General features: G+C 67.6%; 19 protein-coding genes and 1 tRNA gene. 17 read left to right on the top strand and 3 right to left on the bottom strand.

The window, feature by feature from the left end; translation table 11 throughout:
• Positions 1 to 25: 25 nt before the first annotated feature.
• A complete protein-coding gene (locus FVP33_RS03755; RefSeq protein ID WP_147782296.1) occupies positions 26 to 898 on the bottom strand; it encodes an SDR family oxidoreductase in 873 nt (290 codons plus the stop codon).
• Positions 899 to 1,079: 181 nt separating this feature from the next.
• On the opposite strand from FVP33_RS03755, the gene FVP33_RS03750 reads away from it, so the two are divergent.
• Entirely contained in the window at positions 1,080 to 1,754 is a 675-nt protein-coding gene (locus FVP33_RS03750) for a hypothetical protein (protein ID WP_147782295.1), read from the top strand.
• A gap of 42 nt (positions 1,755 to 1,796) precedes the next feature.
• On the opposite strand, the gene FVP33_RS03745 is transcribed toward FVP33_RS03750, so the two are convergent.
• Positions 1,797 to 1,879: transfer RNA gene (locus FVP33_RS03745), tRNA-Leu, on the bottom strand.
• Between the two features lie 39 nt (positions 1,880 to 1,918).
• On the opposite strand from FVP33_RS03745, the gene FVP33_RS03740 reads away from it, so the two are divergent.
• On the top strand, positions 1,919 to 2,524 hold the full coding sequence (locus tag FVP33_RS03740) for an ANTAR domain-containing response regulator (RefSeq protein ID WP_147782294.1): 606 nt from the start codon (positions 1,919 to 1,921) through the stop codon (positions 2,522 to 2,524).
• 148 nt (positions 2,525 to 2,672) lie between these two features.
• Here the strand turns inward: FVP33_RS03740 and FVP33_RS03735 are convergent, their stop codons facing one another.
• Entirely contained in the window at positions 2,673 to 3,098 is a 426-nt protein-coding gene (locus FVP33_RS03735; RefSeq protein WP_147782293.1) for a hotdog fold thioesterase, read from the bottom strand.
• 55 nt (positions 3,099 to 3,153) lie between these two features.
• Between FVP33_RS03735 and polA the strand changes: the two genes are divergently transcribed.
• The 15 genes from polA to FVP33_RS03660 all read left to right on the top strand — a co-directional run bounded on the left by polA (position 3,154) and on the right by FVP33_RS03660 (position 22,926).
• Positions 3,154 to 5,832 carry a DNA polymerase I gene (polA, locus tag FVP33_RS03730; RefSeq protein WP_147782292.1) on the top strand — a complete coding sequence of 893 codons (2,679 nt, stop codon included), beginning with the start codon at positions 3,154 to 3,156 and terminating at the stop codon, positions 5,830 to 5,832.
• A gap of 43 nt (positions 5,833 to 5,875) precedes the next feature.
• Positions 5,876 to 6,337, top strand: a complete 462-nt coding sequence (locus tag FVP33_RS03725; protein WP_147782291.1) for a PTS mannitol transporter subunit IIA — start codon at positions 5,876 to 5,878, stop codon at positions 6,335 to 6,337.
• A 34-nt stretch (positions 6,338 to 6,371) separates the two neighbouring features.
• Positions 6,372 to 6,641 (top strand): HPr family phosphocarrier protein, encoded by a 270-nt coding sequence (locus tag FVP33_RS03720; RefSeq protein ID WP_147782290.1) that lies wholly within the window; start codon positions 6,372 to 6,374, stop codon positions 6,639 to 6,641.
• Between the two features lie 61 nt (positions 6,642 to 6,702).
• Entirely contained in the window at positions 6,703 to 8,388 is a 1,686-nt protein-coding gene (locus tag FVP33_RS03715; protein ID WP_147782289.1) for a DUF885 domain-containing protein, read from the top strand.
• Between the two features lie 2 nt (positions 8,389 to 8,390).
• The gene (locus tag FVP33_RS03710) at positions 8,391 to 9,035 is read left to right on the top strand and encodes a DUF4166 domain-containing protein (RefSeq protein WP_147782288.1); all 645 of its coding nucleotides are present in this window, start codon (positions 8,391 to 8,393) and stop codon (positions 9,033 to 9,035) included.
• The gene (locus FVP33_RS03705) at positions 9,032 to 9,985 is read left to right on the top strand and encodes an epimerase (protein ID WP_147782287.1); all 954 of its coding nucleotides are present in this window, start codon (positions 9,032 to 9,034) and stop codon (positions 9,983 to 9,985) included. The genes FVP33_RS03710 and FVP33_RS03705 overlap by 4 nt, the downstream gene beginning before the upstream one ends.
• Before the next feature lie 188 nt (positions 9,986 to 10,173).
• Complete coding sequence (gene rpsA, locus FVP33_RS03700) at positions 10,174 to 11,622, top strand: 30S ribosomal protein S1 (RefSeq protein ID WP_147782286.1); 1,449 nt, start codon at positions 10,174 to 10,176, stop codon at positions 11,620 to 11,622.
• 130 nt (positions 11,623 to 11,752) lie between these two features.
• Positions 11,753 to 12,367: a dephospho-CoA kinase gene (gene coaE, locus FVP33_RS03695; RefSeq protein WP_147782285.1), complete on the top strand. Its 615-nt coding sequence runs from the start codon at positions 11,753 to 11,755 to the stop codon at positions 12,365 to 12,367.
• Between the two features lie 23 nt (positions 12,368 to 12,390).
• Complete coding sequence (locus FVP33_RS19930) at positions 12,391 to 12,819, top strand: ATP-binding cassette domain-containing protein (RefSeq protein ID WP_342779840.1); 429 nt, start codon at positions 12,391 to 12,393, stop codon at positions 12,817 to 12,819.
• A gap of 9 nt (positions 12,820 to 12,828) precedes the next feature.
• A complete protein-coding gene (uvrB, locus tag FVP33_RS03685) occupies positions 12,829 to 14,895 on the top strand; it encodes an excinuclease ABC subunit UvrB (protein WP_147782283.1) in 2,067 nt (688 codons plus the stop codon).
• 455 nt (positions 14,896 to 15,350) lie between these two features.
• Positions 15,351 to 18,263: an excinuclease ABC subunit UvrA gene (gene uvrA, locus FVP33_RS03680; protein ID WP_147782282.1), complete on the top strand. Its 2,913-nt coding sequence runs from the start codon at positions 15,351 to 15,353 to the stop codon at positions 18,261 to 18,263.
• A 5-nt stretch (positions 18,264 to 18,268) separates the two neighbouring features.
• Complete coding sequence (gene uvrC / locus FVP33_RS03675) at positions 18,269 to 20,164, top strand: excinuclease ABC subunit UvrC (RefSeq protein WP_147782281.1); 1,896 nt, start codon at positions 18,269 to 18,271, stop codon at positions 20,162 to 20,164.
• A gap of 70 nt (positions 20,165 to 20,234) precedes the next feature.
• A complete protein-coding gene (gene rapZ, locus FVP33_RS03670; protein ID WP_147782280.1) occupies positions 20,235 to 21,110 on the top strand; it encodes an RNase adapter RapZ in 876 nt (291 codons plus the stop codon).
• Positions 21,111 to 21,198: 88 nt separating this feature from the next.
• Positions 21,199 to 22,179, top strand: coding sequence for a DNA-binding protein WhiA (gene whiA / locus FVP33_RS03665; protein ID WP_147782279.1), 981 nt, complete (start codon positions 21,199 to 21,201; stop codon positions 22,177 to 22,179).
• Positions 22,180 to 22,299: 120 nt separating this feature from the next.
• Positions 22,300 to 22,926: a superoxide dismutase gene (locus FVP33_RS03660; RefSeq protein ID WP_147782278.1), complete on the top strand. Its 627-nt coding sequence runs from the start codon at positions 22,300 to 22,302 to the stop codon at positions 22,924 to 22,926.
• Positions 22,927 to 22,996: the final 70 nt, after the last annotated feature.

Genomic DNA, 22,996 nt, shown 5'->3' with positions numbered 1-22,996 from the left:
ACGCGAAGCGGGCAGCAGGGCAAGGCTAAAGCGCGAATCCGCCGTCGCTCGTCAGCACCTGTCCGACCACCCAGCGGCCCTCGTCCGTGGCGAGCCAGCCGATGAGGCGGGCCGGATCGGTGGGCCGGCCGAATCGACCGAAGGGCGTCTCGCGCACGGCGCGTTCGATCTCCTCGAGAGGGCGATCCGTGGTCTCCGGGTCGAGATAGCCGGTGTCGACCGGTCCGGGATTGACGGTGTTGAGCACGATTCCCCACGGCAGGAGTTCGCTCGCCACGGTGGGGGTCACTCCGGCCAGGGCCGCCTTGCTGGTCGCGTAGGCGACCTCGCCGCGCATGGAGCCGTGGACCTGGCCGGAGGTCATCCAGATCACCCGGCCCGTGGCGAACTCGTCCACCGGTCCTGGGGGCGCCGAGCGCTCGCCCGGCCGCAGTGGGGCGGAGGCGCTGTGCGCGCTGAATTGCTCGGCGAACGCTCGGGTGAGCAGTAGCGTCGAGCGGGTGTTGACCTCCCAGTGGCCGTCCAGCAGCTCGGGGGTCATGTCGAAGACGGAGCCGTCCGAGCCGCTTCTGGCATGGTTGCAGATAAGGATGTCGAGTCGGCCGGTGAGCGCTCGAGCAGCGGTCACGACGGCGTCCACCGCATCCGGGTCCGCGAGATCCAGCGACAGGTCCCCGAAGGCGGAACCCTCGCGTTGCGCTGAGACGATCCCCGAGCGCACCTCGGCCAGGTCGTCGGCGCCCCAGGGCTGGCCGGCATCGTGGGGGGAGAAGTGCTGGATGAACACGTCAGCGCCGAGTTCGGCCAGGCGCCGGGCGACGGCGAACCCGATTCCCTTGCGCCGGGACACCCCGGTGATGAGCGCGGTCTTGCCGAACAGTGCGGCTGTCTGGTCCATGAGCAGGCTCCAATGCGGGGTCGGAATCGCGTCCCTCGAGCCTCGCACACGGCGACGTCCGATCGAGGCCCGGCGTTGGGACGTCAATCCATTGACAGATGGCTGCCATTCCCGCCCTTCCCCCCGCGCCCGCCGGGTGCAATCATGAGCGGATCGCAACACCGCGGTCGAGGAGGACCAAATGAGCGATTCCACCGGCAGTGACTCCGCCCCAGAACCCGCCACGACGCCGTGGGCAGGGGGCGGGGGAGAACCATTCGACGGGGCCGAACCGCCGGACACCTACGTGTTCGAGGTCGAAAAGGGGCTGTGGGACCAGCGCTTCGCCTGGATCACCGGAATCGTGACGGGGGTCGCGATCGTGCTGGAGATCATCCTCACGGCATCCATCACCTCCTCGATCGGTCTCGCCTCCGCCGCGCAGACTGTGGCGAAAGGGGACGTGATCAACGGCACCTTCGTCGAGCGGTTCGGCGCCTACCTGGCGGTGATCGCCCTCATGCTGGGCGTGGCGATCATCACCTTCGGCGGCTGGCTCGCCGCCCTCGAACTGCGCGGGCGGCTCTCGGTCGCCAAGCCCACCACCGTCACCGTCGCCGCACCGCCCGGCAGCAAGGAGTTGGCCGGGTTCGAGCCGTCCGTCGTCCTCGAGGCTGTCGGATCGATGGCGGAGAAGCTTGGCCGGGTGCGCGGAACCGTGGCCGTCTTCGTGGCGGGAATCGTGCTCGTCGTCTGCGCGCTTGCCGTGGGCGTCACGCTCATCGCGGCCTCCGCGGTCTCCGGCGACACGGCGCCGTCACCGAGCGCGTCTAGTACGACGACACCGACACCCAGCCCGACGCCGTCGAGCCGATGAGCACGGTGGCATCCGGGAACGTCGCGACCCGCCCGTTAACTGTGCCGGTGGGGGGACTCGAACCCCCACGCCCTTTCGAGCAAAGCATTTTGAGTGCTCCGCGTCTGCCATTCCGCCACACCGGCGCACGATAACGTCTCAAAGAATACCGTAGGCTTTAGCGCGTGACAGACCAGGAAAGCGCTCCTCAGACCCCCCGCCGCGTCGTTGTGGCCGAAGACGAGTCGCTCATTCGCCTCGACATCGTCGAAACGCTTCGGGACGCCGGATTCGAGGTCGTCGGTGAGGCCGGCGATGGCGAGACCGCCGTCGCCCTCGCGACCGAGCTGCGACCGGACCTCGTGATCATGGACGTGAAGATGCCCCTCCTCGACGGCATCTCCGCCGCCGAGAGGCTCTCCAAGAACCACATCGCCCCGGTTGTGCTTCTCACGGCGTTCAGCCAGAAGGAGCTCGTCGAGCGCGCCACCGAGGCCGGCGCCCTCGCCTACGTGGTGAAGCCGTTCACGCCGAACGACCTGCTGCCCGCGATCGAGATCGCTCTCGCGCGCTACGCCCAGATCATCACTCTCGAGGCCGAGGTGAGCGACCTCGTCGAGCGCTTCGAGACCCGCAAGCTCGTGGACCGCGCCAAGGGCCTGCTCAACGAGAAGATGGGGCTCACCGAGCCGGAGGCGTTCCGCTGGATCCAGAAGGCATCCATGGATCGGCGCCTCACCATGCACGATGTCGCCCAGGCGATCATCGAGCAGCTCTCCGCAAAGAAGTAACCGCCGGGGCGCCTCGCGTCCGGTGTGACGTCGACATCCGCGGATTTGCGCCCGTCGGGCAGGCATCTCCTGCGTTTTCGGGGCGGGGCACGTGGCGGGATGACCGGCTGGCGCGGCGAAAGACGGCGGCGGTCGACGCCGGACGCGCCTACTGGTCCTTGAGGAAGTTCGTCATCCGCACGGTGGAGAGGCGGCGGCCCTGCTCGTCGCGGATCACGATCTCGTGGGTCGCGAGCGTGCGCCCGAGGTTGAGCGCGATGCAGGTGGCCGTGACCATCCCGCTCGAGACGGACCGGCTGTGGGAAGCGTTGATCTCGATGCCGACGGCGATGCGGCCGGGTCCGGCATGGATGGCCGACGAGATCGAACCGAGCGATTCGCCGAGCACCACATGTGCGCCGCCGTGGAGGATGCCGACGACCTGGGTGTTGCCCTCCACCGGCATGGTGGCCACCGAGTGCTCCGCCGACAGCTCGAGAAACTCGATTCCCAGCTTGCGGGCGAGATCGCCGCCTCCGCTGGCGATCAGTCGGTCGAAGAGTTCGGGCGCGAGGTGCTCGGGGAGTTTGGTCATGGGCTTCCTTGGGCTGTGTCTTCGACGTGTCGGCAGCCACGGTTAGGCTGGCTGCGTGCCGGACAACGAAAAGCCTACCCTCCTCGTTATCGACGGGCATTCGCTCGCGTTTCGGGCGTTCTATGCCCTCCCCGTCGACAGCTTCCAGAACCGTGAGGGGCAACATACCAACGCCATTCACGGCTTCATCGCGATGCTGATCAACCTCCTCGCGAACGAGAAGCCCACCCACCTCGCCGTGGCATTCGACATCTCGCGGTACTCCTTCCGCACCCGCGAGTACCCCGAGTACAAGGGCACGCGAGGTGAGACGCCGTCCGAGTTCGTGGGGCAGATTCCGCTGCTCGAGGAGGCGCTGCGCGCCCTGGGCATCACCACGGTGACGAAGGAGGACTACGAGGCGGACGACATCCTCGCGACCCTCGCCACGCAGGGGGCCGCCCAGGGCTACCGGGTGCTCGTCGTCTCCGGCGACCGCGACGCCATCCAGATGGTGAACGACGACGTCACCCTGCTCTACCCGAACGCGCGCGGGGTCTCCGAACTCAAGCGCTACGACCGGGACGCGGTCTTCGACCGGTACGGCATCGAGCCGCACCAATACCCGGATGTCGCGGCCCTCGTCGGCGAGACGAGCGACAACCTCATCGGCATCGACAAGGTGGGGGAGAAGACCGCAGTCAAGTGGATCAACCTCTACGGCGGCCTCGACGGGGTGCTCGCCCACGCGGACGAGATCAAGGGCGTCGTGGGGGAGAAGCTGCGCGAGCAGAAGGAGAACGCGATCCGCAACCGGCGGCTCAACCACCTCATCACCGACGTGGAGCTCCCGGTGGGACCCGCCGACCTCGCGCGCCGGCCCATCGACGAGACCGCTGTCCGCTCGGTCTTCGACCGGCTCCAGTTCCGCACCCTCCTCGAACGCGTGCTCAAGATCGCCGCTGCCGCCGGAGACACGCTGTCGACGGATGCGACGCAGGCGATCGCCTCTGACTCGGACTTCGGCATCCCGGTCGTGCGCACCCTGGTGGATGAGGAGCTCGGGCACTGGCTCGACAAGGTTTCCGGCGCGGGGACCGTGCCGCTCGGCCTGCAGCTCGAATATGGCCCGGAGGGCCTCGCCGGCCTCGGAATCGCGTCGATCGACGACAGCGCGTACGTGCCGTGGGCGCCCGGGCGGCCGGACTACGTCGCCCTCGAGAACTGGCTCGCGGGCCCGGGCCCCAAGTACCTCTACGACTCGAAGCCGGCCATCAAGGCGCTGGAACGGGCCGGGCTGAAGCTCGGCGGCATCGCGTTCGACACCACGATCGGCGCCTGGCTCGTGAAGCCGGGTGGCCACGCCCAGAACCTCGCCGCCCAGGTCTACGACTTCCTCGGCGACCGCCTCGTCGAGTCCGACCCGAACCAGCTCGTTCCCGAGACTGACGCGCAGAGCGTGGCCACCGAGGCCTGGTACATCCTGCGGGTCACCGAATATCTCGCCGAGCGGCTGGATGCTGGCTCCCGCGCGGTGCTCGACGAGATGGAGATCCCGCTCATTCCGGTGATCTCCCAGATGGAGCGCACCGGCATCACGGTGAACCGGGAGATCCTCAGCCGGCTCAACCGCGAGCTGGGGGAGAAGGCCGCCGAACTGGCGCGCCAGGCCTACGCCGAGATCGGCGGGCGCGAGATCAACCTCGGTTCGCCCAAGCAGCTTCAGCAGGTGCTCTTCGAAGACCTCGGGATGCCCAAGACGCGATCCAACAAGACCGGCTACTCCACCGACGCGGCGTCGCTGGCCGACCTGCAGGAGCAGAACCCGCATCCGTTCCTCGGCCTGTTGCTGCAGCATCGGGACGCCACCAAGCTCCGCCAGATCGTGGAGACTCTCGAGAAGGCCATCGAACCCGACAACCGGGTGCACACCCGCTACGACCAGACCGGAACGAGCACCGGCCGCATCTCCTCCACCGACCCGAACCTGCAGAACATCCCGGTGAAGACCGAGGTGGGGCGCGAGATCCGGTCGGCTTTCGAGAGCGGACCCGAGTTCACCACGCTTCTCACCGCCGACTATTCGCAGATCGAGATGCGGATCATGGCCCACCTGTCCGGCGATCCCGGACTCATCGAGGCCTTCAACACCGGCGAGGACCTGCACCGATTCGTCGGCGCGCGCATCTTCGGTGTGGCGCCGGAAGACGTCACCCCGGCGATGCGCAGCAAGGTGAAGGCGATGTCGTACGGGCTGGCCTACGGGTTGAGCGCCTTCGGGCTCTCGAAGCAGCTGCGCATCGACAATGCCGAGGCCAAACAGCTGATGACCGACTACTTCTCGCGGTTCGGCGCGGTGCGCGAGTACCTGCGCAGCGTCGTGGAGCAGGCCAGGGAGGACGGCTACACCGAGACGATCTTCGGGCGTCGCCGTCCGTTCGGCGACCTGAAGTCGTCCAACCGGGTGCTGAGGGAGAACGCGGAGCGCCAGGCGCTCAACGCCCCGATCCAGGGCTCGGCGGCCGACATCATGAAGCGTGCGATGCTCGGCGTCGCGAACGATATCCGGGAGGGCGGGCTCGCCTCACAGATGCTGCTCCAGGTGCACGACGAGCTCGTGTTCGAGGTGGCCGACGGTGAGCTGGAGGCGCTCACGGCGATCGTCACCGACCGGATGAGCCACGCCGCCGACCTCAGGGTGCCGCTCGACGTGCAGGTGGGCACCGGCAAGAATTGGGACGCGGCGGCACACTGAGCGTCGGCCGCACCGTGAATCACAACCCGACGGAGCACTGACCATGGCCAGGAAGCCCGCACCGGCCCTCGCGGGGCTGCTCGCCGTGGAATCGCTCCGTCTTGGCCAGTCGGCGGTGGACCGGGATGACGCGATCCGGCAGGTCGGCGCCGCCCTGCGCGACTCCGGGGCGGTCGACGATTCGTACGTCGAGGCGATGCTCGAGAGGGAGCGGTCGGTGTCGACGTACGTCGGGGAGGGCATCGCGATCCCGCACGCCACCTTCGCCGGCAGCGATGCCGTGCGCCGCGATGCACTCGCGATCGTGCAGTTTCCGGCCGGCGTCGACTGGGACGGTCACGACGTGCGGGTCTGCGTGGGCATCGCCGCGCAGGGCAACGGACACATTGCCTTGCTCTCGCAGCTAGCCACGGTGCTCCTCGCGCGAGACAATGCAGCAACGCTTTGCGCGGCGACCTCGCCCCAACAGGTGCTCGGGTTGCTGCGTCCGAAGCACTCGAAGTAGACCGCGAACCGCGCACGCCCGTAAGGAGTCAGAAATGCCAGAACGCACCGTCTCGGTCGCATCGAGCATCGGCCTGCACGCGCGGCCGGCCGCCCTGTTCAGCCAGGCCGCGGCCAAGGCGGGGGTGCCGGTGACCATCACGAACGCGGCAGGCAAGACCGTGAACGCCGCGAGCATCCTCGGCGTCCTGTCCCTCGGCGTGGACCACGGAGACCAGGTCACCATCGCCGCGGACGGCGAGGGTGCGGATGCGGCACTCGACATTCTGGCGCAACTCCTGGGCCGCGACCTCGACAAGGAGTAGCCGCCGACTCGCCGTACAGGCGGCCTCCCGACCGATCGGCCCCCTGTCATAGGCTCGGGGCATGACTGATTCCCCCGAGACCCACGAGGTCCGAACCCCCACTCCGATCGATGCCATCGCAGAAGCCTGGGTCGACACCGAGCTCGACCTGTTCCCCGAGTACCGCGTGTACCTCGGCCGGGAGGGCCGCGAGGGCGAATACGCCGACTACTCGCCGGCCGGCGCCGAGCGGGTGGTCGCCGAGGTGAAGAAGACTCTGGGGCAGATCGCGGCGTCCACCCCTGTCGACGCTGTCGACGAGGTCACCAAGATGGACCTGAGTCGCGAACTCCAGTTGCAGATCGACAAGCACGAGGCCGGCTTCGACCAGCGCGACCTGAACGTGATCGCCTCGGCGCCGCAGAGTCTCCGGGACATCTTCGACCTGATGCCGACAGACTCCGAGGAGGACTGGTCGCACATGGCTACGCGCATGCGCAACCTCCCCGCGGCGATGAACGGCTACATCGAGACCCTGCGCACCGGCATCGCCGCCGGCAACGTGCCGGCCGCTCGCCAGATCCGCGAGGTGGTGGCCCAGGCCGCCAAGCAGGTTGCGGACACCGGCTTCTTCTTCCAGCTGGCGAGCGGGGCGAAGGCGGGGGAGTCCGAGCTGCCAGAGTCGTTGAAGAGCGACCTCGCGTCCGCGGCGAAGGAGTCAGCCGGCGCGTACGCGGTACTGTCCGACTTCCTCCAGAACGAGCTCGCGCCGCACGCGCCGGAACGGGATGCCGTCGGGCGCGAGATCTACGCGCTCGCCTCGCGCGACTTCCTCGGTGCCGTCGTCGACCTCGACGAGACCTACGAATGGGGCATCGAGGAACTCGCCAGGATGACCGCGGAGCAGGAGGCCATCGCCCGCGAGATCAAGCCCGGCGCGTCGGTGCTCGAGGCGATCGCGTTCCTCGACGAGGACAGCTCGCGCAAGCTCCACGGCACCGACGCGCTGCAGAAGTGGATGCAGGAGACCAGCGACCGTGCCGTCGAGGAGCTGTCCCGGGTGCACTTCGACATCCCCGCTGAGGTGCGCCGGCTCGAATGCATGATTGCCCCCACCCAGGAGGGAGGCATCTACTACACGCCTCCCACCGACGACTTCTCCCGGGCCGGGCGCATGTGGTGGAGCGTTCCGGAGGGCGTCACGGAGTTCGACACCTGGCGCGAGCTCACCACGGTCTATCACGAGGGCGTGCCCGGGCATCACCTCCAGATCGGTCAGGCCGTGTACAACAAGGCCCTGCTCAACACCTGGCGGCGCAACGCCGGCACGTCCGGCCATGCCGAGGGCTGGGCGCTGTACGCCGAACGGCTCATGGAGCAGCTCGGCTACCTCGACGACCCGGCCGACCGCCTGGGCATGCTCGACGGTCAGCGGATGCGCGCCGCGCGAGTGGTGCTCGACATCGGCGTGCACCTCGAGAAGACCCTGCCAGACGGATCCGGCCCCTGGACGGGCGACTACGCCTTCGAGTTCCTCGGCAACAACGTGAACATGAGCCCGCAGTTCGTGCGCTTCGAGGTGAACCGCTATCTCGGCTGGCCGGGGCAGGCCCCCTCCTACAAGATCGGGCAGCGCATCTGGGAGCAGCTTCGCGACGAGTCGGCACGCCGCGAGGGTGCGGACTTCGACATCCGCGCGTTCCACAAGAAGGCACTCGACATCGGGGGCGTCGGGCTCGACACCCTCAAGGCGGCGCTGCTCCCGTAATCGTGTCGACCGCGCCCGGCGACGGGTCGCCCTACCGTGCGGTCGTGGGGGGAGCCCTCGACGGGCTCCACCCACGCCTGCGCGCCTACTTCGGCGCCATCCCGGTCGGCAGCCTCGGCCGGGGCGAGGGCGTCTTCGACGTGGTGGGCACCCCACGCCGGTGGCTCTGGCCCGCGCTCTGGCTGCTCGGGCGGCAGGGGGTGCTGTTCGCGGTGTGGCAGCGCGACGTGCCCTTCACCGTGGTCAACCGCCCGATCGTCGACGCCGCCGGCCGCCCCGCGGTGGCCGCCGAGCGCACCTTCCACCTCGCAGGCGGCGACCGCACGATGGTCGACGCGATCACCGCGGACGCGGGCGAGCTCGTGGACTTCCTCGGCCGGTCCCGGCGTCTGGAGGCCAGGTTCGAGGCGACGGTGTCGGACGGCGCCCTGCGGCTGCGGTCCACGAGCCTGGCGCTGCGACTCGGACCGTGGCGGATGCGGCTGCCCCGCGCGCTGAGCCCCCGCGTCGGCCTCGTCGAGCGCTTCGACGACGGGTCGGGCCGACAGCAGGTGAGCGTGACGATCGACGCCCCGCTCGTCGGTAGGCTCTACGAATACTCCGGGTCGTTCCACTACGGGATCCGGGTGGGGGAGGCTGGCTCGTGACCGACCATGTCGTGATCGCCGGGGCATCCGGATTCATCGGGCGCTATCTCGCGGACGCCTTCCGGGCCGAGGGGGCAAGGGTGTCCACCGTCGGGCGTTCGGGCGCCGACGCCGAATGGGGTGACACCGCCGCTATCGCGCGGCTGCTCGACGGGGCGGACCTCCTCGTCAACCTCGCCGGCAAGAGCGTGAACTGCCGCTACACCCCGGCCAACCGGGTGGAGATCCTCCGCTCGCGAGTCGACACGACGCGGGAGTTGGCCTCCGCCATCCGTGCTTGCGCCACCCCGCCACCTCTCTGGATCAACTCGTCCACGGCCACCATCTACCGCCACGCCGACGACCGGCCGATGACCGAGTCGACGGGGGAGCTCGGCAAGGGCTTCTCGGTGAGCGTGGCGAAGGCGTGGGAGGAGGCGTTCTTCGCCGAAGACCTGCCCGGCACCCGTCGGGTCGCGCTCCGGATGGCGATCGTGCTCGGCGACGGCAGCGCGCTCGTGCCGCTTCGCCGGCTGGCCCGCCTCGGTCTCGGCGGCCCGCAACTCGACGGACCATGGTTCTCCACGCCGGCAAGGCTCGCGGCCGGCACCTACCACGCGTTCCGCACCCCGAACGGCCGACAGAGATTCAGCTGGATCCACATCGCCGACGTGCTCGGCATCATCCGCTTCGTGCGCGAGCACGAGGACATCGACGGGGTGGTCAACGCCAGCTCGCCGAATCCCACCGACAACGTGGGCTTCATGGCGCGCCTGCGTGATGTGCTCGGCGTGCCGTTCGGCCTGGCCGCGCCGCGCTGGATGCTGGAGGTCGGCTCGGCGCTGATCCGCACCGAGACCGAACTGGTGTTGAAGAGCCGATGGGTCGTGCCGGAGCGCCTCGAAGCCGCGGGCTACACGTTCGAACATCCCGTTCTCGACCGGGCCCTGCGCGACATCGTGGGCCGATGATGCAGCTGCGCGGGGCCGAGGTGGCGCGAGGCTTGGCGGGGCGGTAGACTAGAACGTCGCAATTCTGCGAAGTTTCACCCGCCCGCCTGTCGCGGCACTCTGCTCGTCAGAGACACCACAACCCAGCAAGACCAAGAGAACCACGCTGCGACCGGCCAAACACATGTCCATCCTGGAGCAACTACTACATGACAATCGTAACGACCGAAAAGGCACCGAAGCAGGTCGCCATCAACGACATCGGATCTGCTGAAGATTTTCTTGCCGCGGTCGAAAAGACTCTCAAGTTTTTCAACGACGGCGACCTCATTGAAGGAACCGTTGTAAAGATCGATCGTGACGAGGTCCTCCTCGACGTCGGTTACAAGACCGAGGGTGTCATCCCCTCCCGCGAACTCTCCATCAAGCACGACGTGGACCCCACCGAGGTCGTCCAGGTCGGCGATGTTGTCGAAGCCCTCGTCCTCCAGAAGGAAGACAAAGAAGGCCGCCTCATCCTCTCCAAGAAGCGCGCTCAGTACGAGCGTGCGTGGGGCGACGTGGAGAAGATCAAGGAGTCGGATGGCGTCGTCACCGGTTCCGTGATCGAGGTCGTCAAGGGTGGCCTCATCGTCGACATCGGACTCCGCGGCTTCCTGCCGGCATCGCTCATCGAGCTTCGCCGCGTGCGCGACCTCACGCCGTACCTCGGCCAGGAGATCGAGGCCAAGATCCTCGAGCTCGACAAGAACCGCAACAACGTTGTGCTCTCGCGTCGCGCGCTCCTCGAGCAGACCCAGTCCGAGAGCCGCACCACCTTCCTCAACAACCTCGCCAAGGGCCAGGTTCGCAAGGGTGTCGTGTCGTCGATCGTCAACTTCGGTGCGTTCGTCGACCTCGGTGGCGTCGACGGTCTCGTCCACGTCTCGGAGCTCAGCTGGAAGCACATCGAGCACGCCTCAGAGGTTGTCGAGGTTGGCCAGGAGGTCACCGTCGAGATCCTCGAGGTCGACCTCGACCGCGAGCGTGTCTCCCTGTCGCTCAAGGCGACGCAGGAAGACCCGTGGCAGGTCTTCGCCCGCACCCACGCCATCGGCCAGGTTGCACCGGGCAAGGTCACGAAGCTCGTCCCCTTCGGCGCGTTCGTTCGCGTCGCGGAGGGCATCGAGGGCCTCGTTCACATCTCCGAGCTCTCCGGCAAGCACGTCGAGCTCGCCGAGCAGGTCGTGTCGGTCGGTGACGAGGTGTTCGTCAAGGTCATCGACATCGACCTCGAGCGCCGCCGCATCTCGCTGTCGCTGAAGCAGGCGAACGAGGGCGTCGACCCCGAGGGTACCGAGTTCGACCCGGCACTCTACGGAATGCTCACCGAGTACGACGAGCAGGGCAACTACAAGTACCCTGACGGATTCGACCCGGAGACCAACGAGTGGAAAGAGGGCTTCGAGTCCCAGCGCGAGAAGTGGGAGCAGGACTACGCTGCGGCCCAGGCTCGCTGGGAGGCCCACAAGAAGCAGGTTTCGACCGCCGACGAGAACATCTCCGACGCGCCGGCCTCTGCTGGTTCCTCGTTCTCGAGCGACTCCGAGTCTGCGGGAACCCTCGCCGACGACGAGGCTCTCGCCGCACTTCGCGAGAAGCTCTCCTCGAACTCCTAGTTCGAGCAACTCCTCATTGGAGCTACGGAACGGTCGGGCCCTCACGGGTCCGGCCGTTCCGGCGTTAACGGGGCGGCGGCCCGGCGAGAGTGGCGCCGACAGTTGCCAGGCGAGAGCTAGCATTACTCGCGTGTATCTCATCGGCCTCACAGGCGGCATCGCATCCGGAAAGACGGTGGTCGCCCGTCGGCTGGCCGAGCACGGAGCTGTGCACATCGATGCGGACGTGCTCGCCCGTCAGGTGGTCGAACCCGGCACGCCGGGTCTCGCGGCGATAGCCGAGAGATTCGGCCCCTCGGTGATCGCGCCGGACGGGTCCCTCGACCGTGCCGCGCTCGGCGCCATCATCTTCGCCGACCCGGAGGCGAGGGTCGCGCTCAACGGCATCACGCATCCGGCCATCAAGGAACTCACCCAGCGTCTGTTCGCGGAGGCCGCCAGCCGCGATCCGAACGCGATCGTCGTGTACGACGTTCCCCTACTCGTCGAGGCGTCGCGCGACAGGGACTACCACTCCTTCGATCTCATCGTGGTGGTCAACGCGAGCACGGAGACCCGCATCCGCCGGCTCATCGAGTTGCGCGGCCTCAGCCGCGAGGAGGCCGTCCATCGGCTCAACTCGCAGTCCACGGACACCGAGCGCCTCGCGATCGCGGATGTCGTGATCGACAGCAATGGAACGCTCGAGGAGACGCTGCGGCAGGCCGACGCCCTCTGGGAGTCCCTGCCGCGTCCCGTGCGCTGACCCCGCGGGATCGACCGCGGGCGGTGCCGCTCCGTCGTCGCACCCGGTCGTCGCGCCCGGTCATCCGCCGTGGCCGCCCTCGTGACCTCTTCCGGCGGAGTGTGTGCCCGTTTGTCGTGATTGTGCTGCGTCGAGCCGGCACCCTTGCGACAAAAGGGCACATTAGTGGGGAGCGGCTTAGTGGGGGAGCGGTGCGGAAGGTGGCCGTGGCGCGCACTCTGCTCACCCGGGCCGACGTGGTGCTGCTCGACGAGCCGACCGCGCTCCTGGACGAGGAGTCCGCCGATGAGCTCATCGCCGACCTGGTCGTGGCCCTCCGCGACCGCGTGACGGTGCTGGTGACCCACCAGGCGACCGCGGGCATCCCGAGTGCCAACCGCCTCGACCTGGGCCGCGGTTCGACAGTTCTGCCCACGGCGCAATCCGGGCTCGTTGTCAGTGGCGCTGCCTAAGCTTGAGGCATGCAACCGACACGTTCTGTGCGCCCATTCGAGGTGATCAGCGACTACACGCCGAGCGGCGACCAGCCCGCGGCGATCGCCGAGCTCACGGGCCGAATCAACGCCGGCGAGACGGATGTCGTGCTGCTCGGTGCCACGGGAACCGGCAAGTCCGCCACCACCGCCTGGCTCATCGAGGCCGTGCAGCGCCCAACCCTCGTGCTCGCGCACAACAAGACCCTCGCGGCCCAGCTCGCCAACGAGTTCCGCGAACTGATGCCCAACAACGCCGTCGAGTACTTCGTCTCGTACTACGACTACTACCAGCCTGAGGCCTACGTTCCGCAGACCGACACCTTCATCGAGAAGGACTCGTCGGTCAACGCGGAGGTCGAGCGGCTTCGTCACTCCACCACCAACTCGCTGCTGAGCCGGCGCGACGTGATCGTCGTGTCCACGGTCTCCTGCATCTACGGCCTCGGCAGCTCCGAGGAGTACCTCGACGCCATGATGGCGCTGCAGGTGGGCATGAAGATCAACCGCGAGGCGCTCATCCGCAAGTTCGTGTCGATGCAGTACCAGCGCAACGACGTGGACTTCTCCCGCGGCAACTTCCGGGTGCGCGGCGACACCATCGAGATCATCCCGATGTACGAGGAACTCGCGATCCGCATCGAGATGTTCGGCGACGAGATCGAGGGGCTGTACAGCCTGCATCCGCTCACCGGCGACGTGGTGAAGAAGATGGATTCCGTGTCGGTGTTCCCCGGATCTCACTACGTGGCCGGCCAGGAGCGCATGCACGCGGCGATCAAGACGATCAAGGTGGAGCTCGCGGAGCGTCTCGAGCAGCTCGAGCGCGAGGGCAAGCTGCTGGAGGCCCAGCGGCTGCGGATGCGCACCACCTTCGACCTGGAAATGATGGAGCAGATCGGGTTCTGCAGCGGCATCGAGAACTATTCGCGGCACATCGACCAGCGCCAGCCGGGCGAGGCACCGCACTGTCTCATCGACTACTTTCCGGAGGACTTCCTCGTCGTGATCGACGAGTCGCACGTGACCGTGCCGCAGATCGGCGCGATGTACGAGGGCGACGCGTCCCGCAAGCGCACCCTCGTGGAGCACGGCTTCCGTCTGCCGAGCGCCCTCGACAACCGTCCGCTCAAGTGGAACGAGTTCCTCGAGCGGGTCGGCCAGAAGGTATACCTCTCCGCGACGCCCGGCAAGTACGAGATGGGCATTACCGACAGCGTGGTGGAGCAGATCATCCGCCCCACCGGACTCATCGACCCGGAGATCGTGGTGAAGCCCAGCAAGGGCCAGATCGACGACCTGCTCGAGGAGATCCGCAAGCGCGTCGCCGTGAACGAGCGCGTGCTCGTCACCACCCTCACCAAGAAGATGGCGGAGGAGCTCACCGAGTTCCTGGGCGAGGCCGGCGTGCGGGTGCGCTACCTGCACTCGGATGTGGACACCCTGCGCCGCGTGGAGCTGCTGACCGAGCTGCGTCAGGGCGTGTACGACGTGCTCGTGGGCATCAACCTGCTGCGGGAGGGTCTCGACCTGCCCGAGGTGTCGCTCGTGGCGATCCTGGATGCGGACAAGGAGGGCTTCCTGCGGTCCTCGACCTCGCTCATCCAGACCATCGGGCGCGCGGCGCGCAACGTGTCCGGCGCCGTGCACATGTACGCGGACGTGATGACCGACTCGATGAAGCTCGCCATCAGCGAGACCACCCGGCGCCGCGAGAAGCAGGTGGCGTACAACCTCGAGCGCGGAGTGGACCCGCAGCCGCTGCGCAAGAAGATCGCGGACATCACCGACTCCCTCAACCGGGAGGGCGCGGACACCGCCGCCCTGCTCGCCGGGCGCGACGGACGCAAGCGGTCGCCCACGCCCAACCTCAAGCGTGCCGGCCTCGCCGCCAGCGGCGCGAACGACCTCGAGACGATCATCCGCGACCTCAACGAGCAGATGCTGGCCGCCGCCGGCGAGCTCAAGTTCGAGCTGGCCGGGCGCCTGCGCGACGAGGTCGCCGACCTGAAGAAGGAACTGCGCCAGATGGAGGCGGCGGGGCACCTGACGTAGGGGCGTTGCTTAGGACCCTGGCGGGAAAGTGCAGAGCGGCATCCCGTCGGTGACGTCGTTACGTCCTTAGCCGAAGAAACGCCTCGCTCGGGCAAGAGTGCACCGGTCCAGGGCCCGTCTAGCGAACCCCCTCGAGTGCCGGCTGCGTGTATCACCACCGCTCCACCGCGCTCCTCATTGGGTAGCGCGGGAAATCCGAGTCCCGTCTGGAGCGGAGCAGCATGTGGCGTCGAGCACTGTTCTGGATCCGCCGCTCCCTGCCCGGCGAACTGGCCGCACGGTCACGGCCCTCCTCACCGCGTGGGCCGCGTTCGCCGCGACGGGGCCGTTCCGGAGCCCGGTCGCCCGGCGACGGAACGCGTGCTTGCGGCGGTCGCGGCCTGACCCGGCGGCGGGACTCTGCCGAGAGCGAACCCGGCGCAAGCAATGTCGGTGGTCTCCGTAGAATATGTAGAGTGTCTATTTCTCGTGTCGAATCCGCAGCCAGGCTCTCCGTACACGGCGCTCGAGTCCACAATCTCAAGGGTGTAGACCTCGAGATTCCGCGCGATTCGCTCGTCGTTTTCACCGGCCTCTCAGGCTCGGGTAAGTCGTCGCTCGCGTTCGACACGATCTTCGCGGAGGGCCAGCGACGCTACGTCGAATCGCTCTCCGCCTACGCCCGCCAGTTTCTCGGCCAGGTCGACCGGCCCGATGTGGACTTCATCGACGGGCTGAGCCCAGCCGTCTCGATCGACCAGAAGTCCACCAACCGCAACCCGCGGTCCACGGTGGGCACGATCACCGAGATCTACGACTACATGCGCCTGCTCTGGGCCCGCATCGGCATCCCGCACTGCGCTATCTGCGGCGAGAAGATCGAGCGCCAGACCGTGCAGCAGATCGCCGACCAGCTCATGACCCTCGAGACCGGCACGCGTTACCAGATCGTGAGCCCGGTCATCTCGCAGAAGAAGGGCGAGTTCGTCGACCTGTTCAAGGAGCTCGCGGCCAGCGGATACTCGCGCGCGATCGTGGACGGCGAGCAGATCCAGCTGAGCGAGCCGCCGATTCTCAAGAAGCAGATCAAGCACGACATCTCCGTGGTCGTGGACCGCCTCGTGGCGGCGGACGACATCCTCACCCGCCTCACCGACTCGCTGGAGACGGCGCTGCGCCTCACCGACGGACTGGTCAGCGTCAACTACGTGGACGAGACGGGCCCGGCGGCCTGGCGCAACTTCTCCGAGAAGCTCTCCTGCCCCAACGGCCACCCGGTGCAGCTCACCGAGATCGAGCCGCGCACCTTTTCGTTCAACGCCCCGTTCGGCGCCTGCCCGGAGTGCTCCGGCCTCGGCACCAAGATGTCGGTCGACTCCGAGCTGCTGCTCGGCGACCCGGCGCTGAGCCTCGCCGACGGCGTGATCCTGCCCTGGACCCAGTCGGGCAAGGGACTCTTCAACTACTTCCAGCGCCTGCTCGAGGGGCTCGCCGCCGACCTCGACTTCTCGCTCAAGACCCCGTGGCGCGACCTGGGTGCCGACGTGCAGCAGGCCATCCTCAAGGGCAACGACTTCCAGGTGACGGTCAAGTGGAAGAACCGCTTCGGCCGCGAGATGAAGTACTCCACCGGCTTCGAGGGCGTGATGCCCTACATCGAGCGCAAGTTCATCGAGGCGGAGACCGACTCGGCGCGCCAGCGCTACTCAGCGTACCTCCGTGAGATCAACTGCCCCGTCTGCGACGGCAAGCGGCTCAAGCCCGAGGTGCTCGCGGTGACCGTGCACGACCACAACATCGCGGATGTCGCGGAGCTCAGCCTCATCGACGCCTTCGAGTTCATGGACCTGCTCGAACTCTCCGAACGCGAGGCGAAGATCGCCGCGCAGGTGCTGCGGGAGATCCGGCTGAGGCTCGAGTTCCTGATCGAGGTCGGCCTCAACTACCTCAACCTGGCCCGCTCGGCAGGCTCGCTGTCCGGCGGGGAGGCGCAGCGCATCCGTCTCGCCACCCAGATCGGCTCCGGCCTCACCGGAGTGCTCTACGTGCTCGACGAACCGAGCATCGGCCTGCACCAGCGCGACAACCGACGGCTGATCGAGACGCTCGTCAAGCTCAAGAACCTCGGCAACACGCTCATCGTCGTGGAGCACGACGAGGACACCATCCGCACCGCGGACTGGATCGTGGACATCGGGCCGGGCGCCGGCGAGCACGGCGGCGAGGTGGTGCACTCCGGCTCGTACGAGAAGCTGCTCGAGAACCGCCGGTCGATCACGGGGGACTACCTCTCCGGTCGCCGTTCCATCGAGACGCCGAAGAAGCGGCGCAAGGTCGACAAGAAGCGCATGCTCCGGGTGGAGGGCGCCCGCGCCAACAACCTGCGCAATGTGACCGTCGACTTCCCGCTCGGCACCTTCACCGCCGTCACCGGGGTGAGCGGATCCGGCAAGTCGAGCCTCATCAACGACATCCTCTACAAGGTGCTCGCCAACGAGCTCAACGGGGCGAGGCAGATCCCCGGCAAGCACACCAGGGTCACCGGCCTCGACAACCTCGACAAGGTCGTGCACGTGGACCAGGCGCCGATCGGGCGCACCCCGCGTTCCAACCCGGCCACCTACACCGGCGTGTTCGACAAGATCCGCAACCTGTTCGCCGAGACCGTGGATGCGAAGGCCCGCGGCTACCTGCCCGGCCGCTTCAGCTTCAACGTGAAGGGCGGTCGCTGCGACAACTGTTCGGGCGACGGCACGATCAAGATCGAGATGAACTTCCTGCCAGACGTCTACGTGGTCTGCGAGGTCTGCAACGGCGCGCGCTACAACCGCGAGACGCTCGCCGTTCACTACAAGGGCAAGAGCATCTCCGAGGTGCTCGACATGCCGATCAGCGAGGCCGCCGACTTCTTCGAGGCGATCTCGTCCATCAGCCGCTTCCTCAACACCCTGGTGGATGTCGGCCTCGGCTACGTTCGCCTCGGCCAGAGCGCCACGACCCTCTCCGGCGGCGAGGCGCAGCGGGTGAAGCTCGCGACCGAACTGCAGAAGCGGTCGATGGGTCGCAGCATCTACGTGCTCGACGAGCCGACCACCGGTCTGCACTTCGAAGACGTGCGCAAGCTCCTGCTCGTGCTCAACGGGCTCGTCGACAAGGGCAACACCGTGATCGTGATCGAGCACAACCTCGACGTGATCAAGTCGGCCGACTGGCTCATCGACCTGGGACCCGAGGGCGGTGCGGGCGGCGGCGAGGTGCTCGCCGTCGGCACGCCGGAGTATCTCGCCACGGTGGAGGAGAGCCACACCGGCACCTTCCTCGCCGAGGTGCTCGGGGTCGAGCGACCGGGAGTGCGGGCGCTGGCCGACGCGGTGCCGGCAGCCGGTTAGCCGCGATGGCCGACACCGTCAGCTATCGCCCGAAGGCGGGCGAGATTCCGACCCAGCCGGGCGTCTACCGGTTCAAGGACGACAAGGGCCGGGTGCTCTACGTCGGCAAGGCCAAGAACCTGCGCGCCAGGCTGAGCAACTACTTCGCCCCGCTGCAGAACCTGCACGAGCGCACGAGGCGCATGGTGCTGAGTGCGTCGGGCGTGGAATGGACGGTGGTCGGCACCGAGTTCGAGGCCCTCCAGCTGGAGTTCACCTGGATCAAGGAGTTCAACCCGCCGTTCAACGTGCAGTTCCGCGACGACAAGTCGTACCCGTACCTGGCGATCAGCCTCGGCGACACGGTTCCCCGGGTGCTCGTCACCCGCAACCGCTCGATCAAGGGCGCCCGCTACTTCGGCCCGTACACCAAGGTGTGGGCCATCCGCGAGACCGTCGACCTCATGCTCAAGGCGTTCCCGATGCGCAGCTGCTCCGACTCCACCTACAAGCGGGCGGAGCAGGCCGGCCGGCCGTGCCTCCTGGGCGACATCGGCAAGTGTGCCGCCCCCTGCGTGGGGCGCATCACCAAGGAGGAGCACAAGTCGATAGCGCTCGACTTCGCCTCCTTCATGGCCGGCAACGACTCCAAGTACATCGGGGATGTCGGACGCAAGATGAAGGCGGCCGCGGCGGAGCAGGACTACGAGTCGGCCGCACGGTACCGGGACCAGCTCGCGGCGCTCGAGACCGCGCTCTCCAAGAGCACGATCGTGCTCGGCGACGACGTGGACGCGGACATCTTCGGCATCGCGCACGACGAACTCGCCGCGGCCGTACAGCAGTTCCGCGTGCGCGGCGGCCGCATCCGGGGCGTGCGCAGCTGGGTGGTGGACAAGGAACTCGACCTCGGCCTCGCCGAGCTCGTGGAGACCGTGGTGCAGAACGCCTACGACGACGAGGTGCCACCGCCGCGGCTCGTGGTCGTACCCGAGCTGCCCGAGGATGCGCCGGAGCTCGAGCAGTGGCTGGGCTCGGTGCGCGCCGACCGCGGCTCCAGCGGCAAGGTCGTGCTGCGCGTCGCCCAGCGAGGCGATCTCGCCGCCCTTGCCCAGACCGTGGGCACCAACGCGAAGAACGCCCTCATCCTCTACAAGACCCGGCGCAGCGGCGACTTCGTGGCCCGGTCGCAGGCCCTCGCGGACATCCAGGAGGCCCTCGGCATGCCGGATGCGCCGCTGCGCATGGAGTGCTACGACGTCTCGCACCTGAGCGGCACCAACATCGTCGCGTCGATGGTCGTGTTCGAGGACGGCCTTCCGCGCAAGGACCAGTACCGCCGGTTCAGCATCCCCAGCTCAACCGACGACACCGAGTCGATCTACCAGACGCTCAGCCGCCGCCTCGCCTACCTGGCCGACGATGCCGCGATCGAGCCGGCGCCCGATCCCACGACCGAACCGGTGACCGGCACCGACCTGAAGAAGTTCAGCTATCGCCCCAACCTGCTCATCGTGGACGGCGGACAGCCGCAGGTCGCCGCCGCGGCGCGCGCCCTCGCCGACGCCGGGGTGACCGGCATCACCCTGTGCGGCATCGCCAAGCGCCTCGAGGAGATCTGGCTCCCGGACTCCGACTACCCGGTGATCCTGCCGAGGAACAGCGACGCCCTATTCCTGATCCAGCGGATCCGGGACGAGGCACACCGCTTCGCCATCACCTACCAGCGGCAGCGGCGCAGCAAGGACGTCAACTCCCAGCTCGTGGAGATCCCGGGACTGGGTCCGGCCCGGGCCCGGGAACTGCTCAGGCACTTCGGTTCGGTCACGCAGCTGCGCGCGGCGGAGGTGACGGGCATCGCCGAGGTAAAGGGCATCGGGCCGACCCTCGCGCAGGCCATCTACGAGGCGTTGCGTGCCTGAAGCCGGTTAAGCTTGATACCAGGCAACCTCCTACCAACGGCTCCACACCAACTGAAGGCGTGATCCAGCAATGACCGAGGACACCTCGAGCCACGAAGTACTGATCATCACCGGCATGTCGGGCGCGGGCCGGTCCACGGTCGGAAACGCGCTCGAGGACCTCGGCTGGTACGTGGTCGACAACCTGCCACCGCAGATGCTGAGGCCGCTCGTGGAGCTCGCCGGCCGGGCGGGCAGCACCCTGCCCAGGATCGCCGCGGTCGTGGACGTGCGGGGTGGCAAACTCTTCTCCGACCTGGAGCAGGCGGTGGTGAGCCTGCGCGAGAGCGCGAGCGTGCGCGTGCTGTTCCTCGAGGCAACCGACGCGGCCCTCGTGCGGCGCTTCGAGCAGGTGCGCCGACCGCATCCGTTGCAAGGTGACGGCACGCTGCTGGACGGCATCGGCGCCGAGCGGCAGCGGATGCTCTCGATGCGCGAGTCGAGCGACATGATCATCGACACGTCCGACCTCAACATCCACCAGCTCGCGACCACCATCTCCGAGACCTTCGCCACCGCGCAGGCCCCCGGACTGCACCTCACGCTGCTCAGCTTCGGGTTCAAATACGGACTGCCGGCCGATGCCGATTTGGTCGCCGACATGCGGTTTCTGCCCAACCCGTTCTGGGTGCCCGCGCTGCGCGGGCTGACCGGGCTCGACCCCGAGGTGAGCAACTATGTTCTCACCCAGGAGGGCGCCGAGGAATTCGTCGACAGCTACGCTCATGCCCTCGAGCCGGTCTTCGCCGGGTATCAGCGCGAGAACAAGAGACACGCTACGATCGCCATTGGATGTACTGGCGGAAAGCACCGATCGGTTGCGGTCGTCGAGAAGCTGGCCGGCATCCTTCGTCGCCAGCCGGGCGTCGCGGTAAGCATCAAACACCGCGATCTCGGTCGGGAGTAGTGTCTCGAGTCAGAACCACGCTCGAGCTCTGACCCGTTCTCCGTTGGCGCACCACACCGCACGATTCACAGGAAAGTAAGGACACGGATTGGCTCTCACCGCCGACGTCAAGGACGAACTCGCTCGCATCGACGTGAGCAAGACGACAGTGCGAGCAGCGGAGCTTGCGACCATCCTCCGCTTCTCCGGTGGACTGCACCTCATCTCCGGACGCATCGCCGTCGAGTCCGAACTCGACACGGCGCAGCTCGCCCGCCGGGTGCGCAAGGACCTCGCGGAGCTCTACGGCGTGAAGAGCGAGATCTCCGTGATCTCCGCCTCGGGCCTGCGCCGCACCAGCCACTATCTCGTGCGGGTGCTCGACGGCGGCGAGACCCTCGCCCGCCAGACCGGACTCCTGGATGCCCGGCGCCGGCCCATCCGCGGCCTGCCCAACAAGCTCACCACCGGCAGCCGCGAGGAGCTCGCCGCCGTCTGGCGCGGAGCCTTCCTCGCCCACGGCTCGCTCACCGACCCGGGCCGCTCGGCCGCCCTCGAGATCACCTGCCCCGGCAACGAATCGGCGATGGCCCTCGTCGGCGCGGCCGGCCGGCTGAAGATCTCCGCGAAGGCCCGCGAGGTGCGCGGCGTGCACCGCGTCGTTATCCGCGACGGCGAGGCGATCAGCGCGATGCTCGTGCACATGGGCGCCCACTCCACGGTTCTCAACTGGGAGGAGCTTCGCCAGCGCCGCGAGGTGCGCGCCACGGCCAACCGGCTGGTCAACTTCGATGATGCGAATCTGCGCCGCTCGGCCCAGGCGGCCGTCGCGGCCTGCGCCCGGGTGGAGCGCGCGCTCGAGATCCTCGACGGTCACGTTCCGGAGCACCTGCGCTACGCGGGGGAGCTGCGCCTGCGTTTCCGTGACTCCAGCCTCGACGAATTAGGCCACCACGCGGACCCGCCGATGACCAAGGATGCCGTGGCCGGACGCATCCGTCGACTGCTCGCGATGGCGGACAAGCGCGCCGTGGATCTCGGAATTCCGGGCACCGACGCTAATCTGCCGCCCGACTACGAAGACGCCTGAGCCGATCCCGCGTCGCTGGGAAGCATCTGGGAACCAGCCGAGTTGACGCTAGTAGACTGAAAATGTCACCCGGTTGCCGCGCCATCTGGTGCCCCGGGTTGGAGACAAGGAGATCGGAATATGGCTGATTACACGCTGCCCGAACTGGGTTACGACTATGGCGCCCTCGCGCCGAGCATCAGTGGAGCCATCATGGAGCTTCACCACTCGAAGCATCATCAGGCCTACGTCACCGGGGCCAACACCGCCCTCGCCCAGCTCGCCGAGGCACGCGACAAGGGCGACCTCACCTACGTGAACAAGCTGCAGAAGGACCTCGCGTTCAACCTCGGCGGTCACGTCAACCACTCCATCTTCTGGACGAATCTCTCGCCGGACGGCGGGGACAAGCCCACCGGCGAGCTCGCCTCGGCGCTCGACGACAACTTCGGGTCGTTCGACAAGTTCACGGCCCACTTCACCGCCGCCGCCCTCGGCGTGCAGGGCTCAGGATGGGCCGCGCTCGTCTGGGACTCGATCGGGCAGAAGCTCATCGTTCAGCAGTTCTTCGACCAGCAGTCGAACTTCGCCGCCGGCACCGTGCCGGTGCTGCTCCTCGACGTCTGGGAGCACGCGTACTACCTCGACTACAAGAACGTGCGCGCCGACTACGTCAAGGCGTTCTGGAACATCGCCAACTGGGCGAACGTGCAGCAGCGCTTCGAAGTAGCCCGCGAAAAGACGAACGGCCTGCTGGTACTGTCATAGCGCCAGCGTAAAACCACCGGTTGTGGCCGGGGCGACGCCCCGGCCACAACTCTGCACCAGCTTCACCACC

The organism is Lacisediminihabitans profunda, from assembly GCF_008040105.1.
Classification (GTDB): domain Bacteria; phylum Actinomycetota; class Actinomycetes; order Actinomycetales; family Microbacteriaceae; genus Lacisediminihabitans; species Lacisediminihabitans profunda.
The sequence above is the reverse complement of the archived record's forward strand: the minus strand, read 5'-3'. Positions and strand labels throughout refer to the sequence as shown.

Excerpts from the sequence above, each read along its gene's own strand:
- rpsA (WP_147782286.1), top strand. The coding sequence starts at position 10,174 with ATGACAATCGTAACGACCGAAAAGGCACCGAAGCAGGTCGCCATCAAC.
- FVP33_RS03720 (WP_147782290.1), top strand. The coding sequence starts at position 6,372 with ATGCCAGAACGCACCGTCTCGGTCGCATCGAGCATCGGCCTGCACGCG.
- FVP33_RS03755 (WP_147782296.1), bottom strand. The coding sequence starts at position 898 with ATGGACCAGACAGCCGCACTGTTCGGCAAGACCGCGCTCATCACCGGG.
- FVP33_RS03715 (WP_147782289.1), top strand. The coding sequence starts at position 6,703 with ATGACTGATTCCCCCGAGACCCACGAGGTCCGAACCCCCACTCCGATC.
- uvrB (WP_147782283.1), top strand. The coding sequence starts at position 12,829 with ATGCAACCGACACGTTCTGTGCGCCCATTCGAGGTGATCAGCGACTAC.
- rapZ (WP_147782280.1), top strand. The coding sequence starts at position 20,235 with ATGACCGAGGACACCTCGAGCCACGAAGTACTGATCATCACCGGCATG.
- FVP33_RS03725 (WP_147782291.1), top strand. The coding sequence starts at position 5,876 with ATGGCCAGGAAGCCCGCACCGGCCCTCGCGGGGCTGCTCGCCGTGGAA.
- FVP33_RS03750 (WP_147782295.1), top strand. The coding sequence starts at position 1,080 with ATGAGCGATTCCACCGGCAGTGACTCCGCCCCAGAACCCGCCACGACG.
- uvrC (WP_147782281.1), top strand. The coding sequence starts at position 18,269 with ATGGCCGACACCGTCAGCTATCGCCCGAAGGCGGGCGAGATTCCGACC.
- FVP33_RS03735 (WP_147782293.1), bottom strand. The coding sequence starts at position 3,098 with ATGACCAAACTCCCCGAGCACCTCGCGCCCGAACTCTTCGACCGACTG.
- FVP33_RS03660 (WP_147782278.1), top strand. The coding sequence starts at position 22,300 with ATGGCTGATTACACGCTGCCCGAACTGGGTTACGACTATGGCGCCCTC.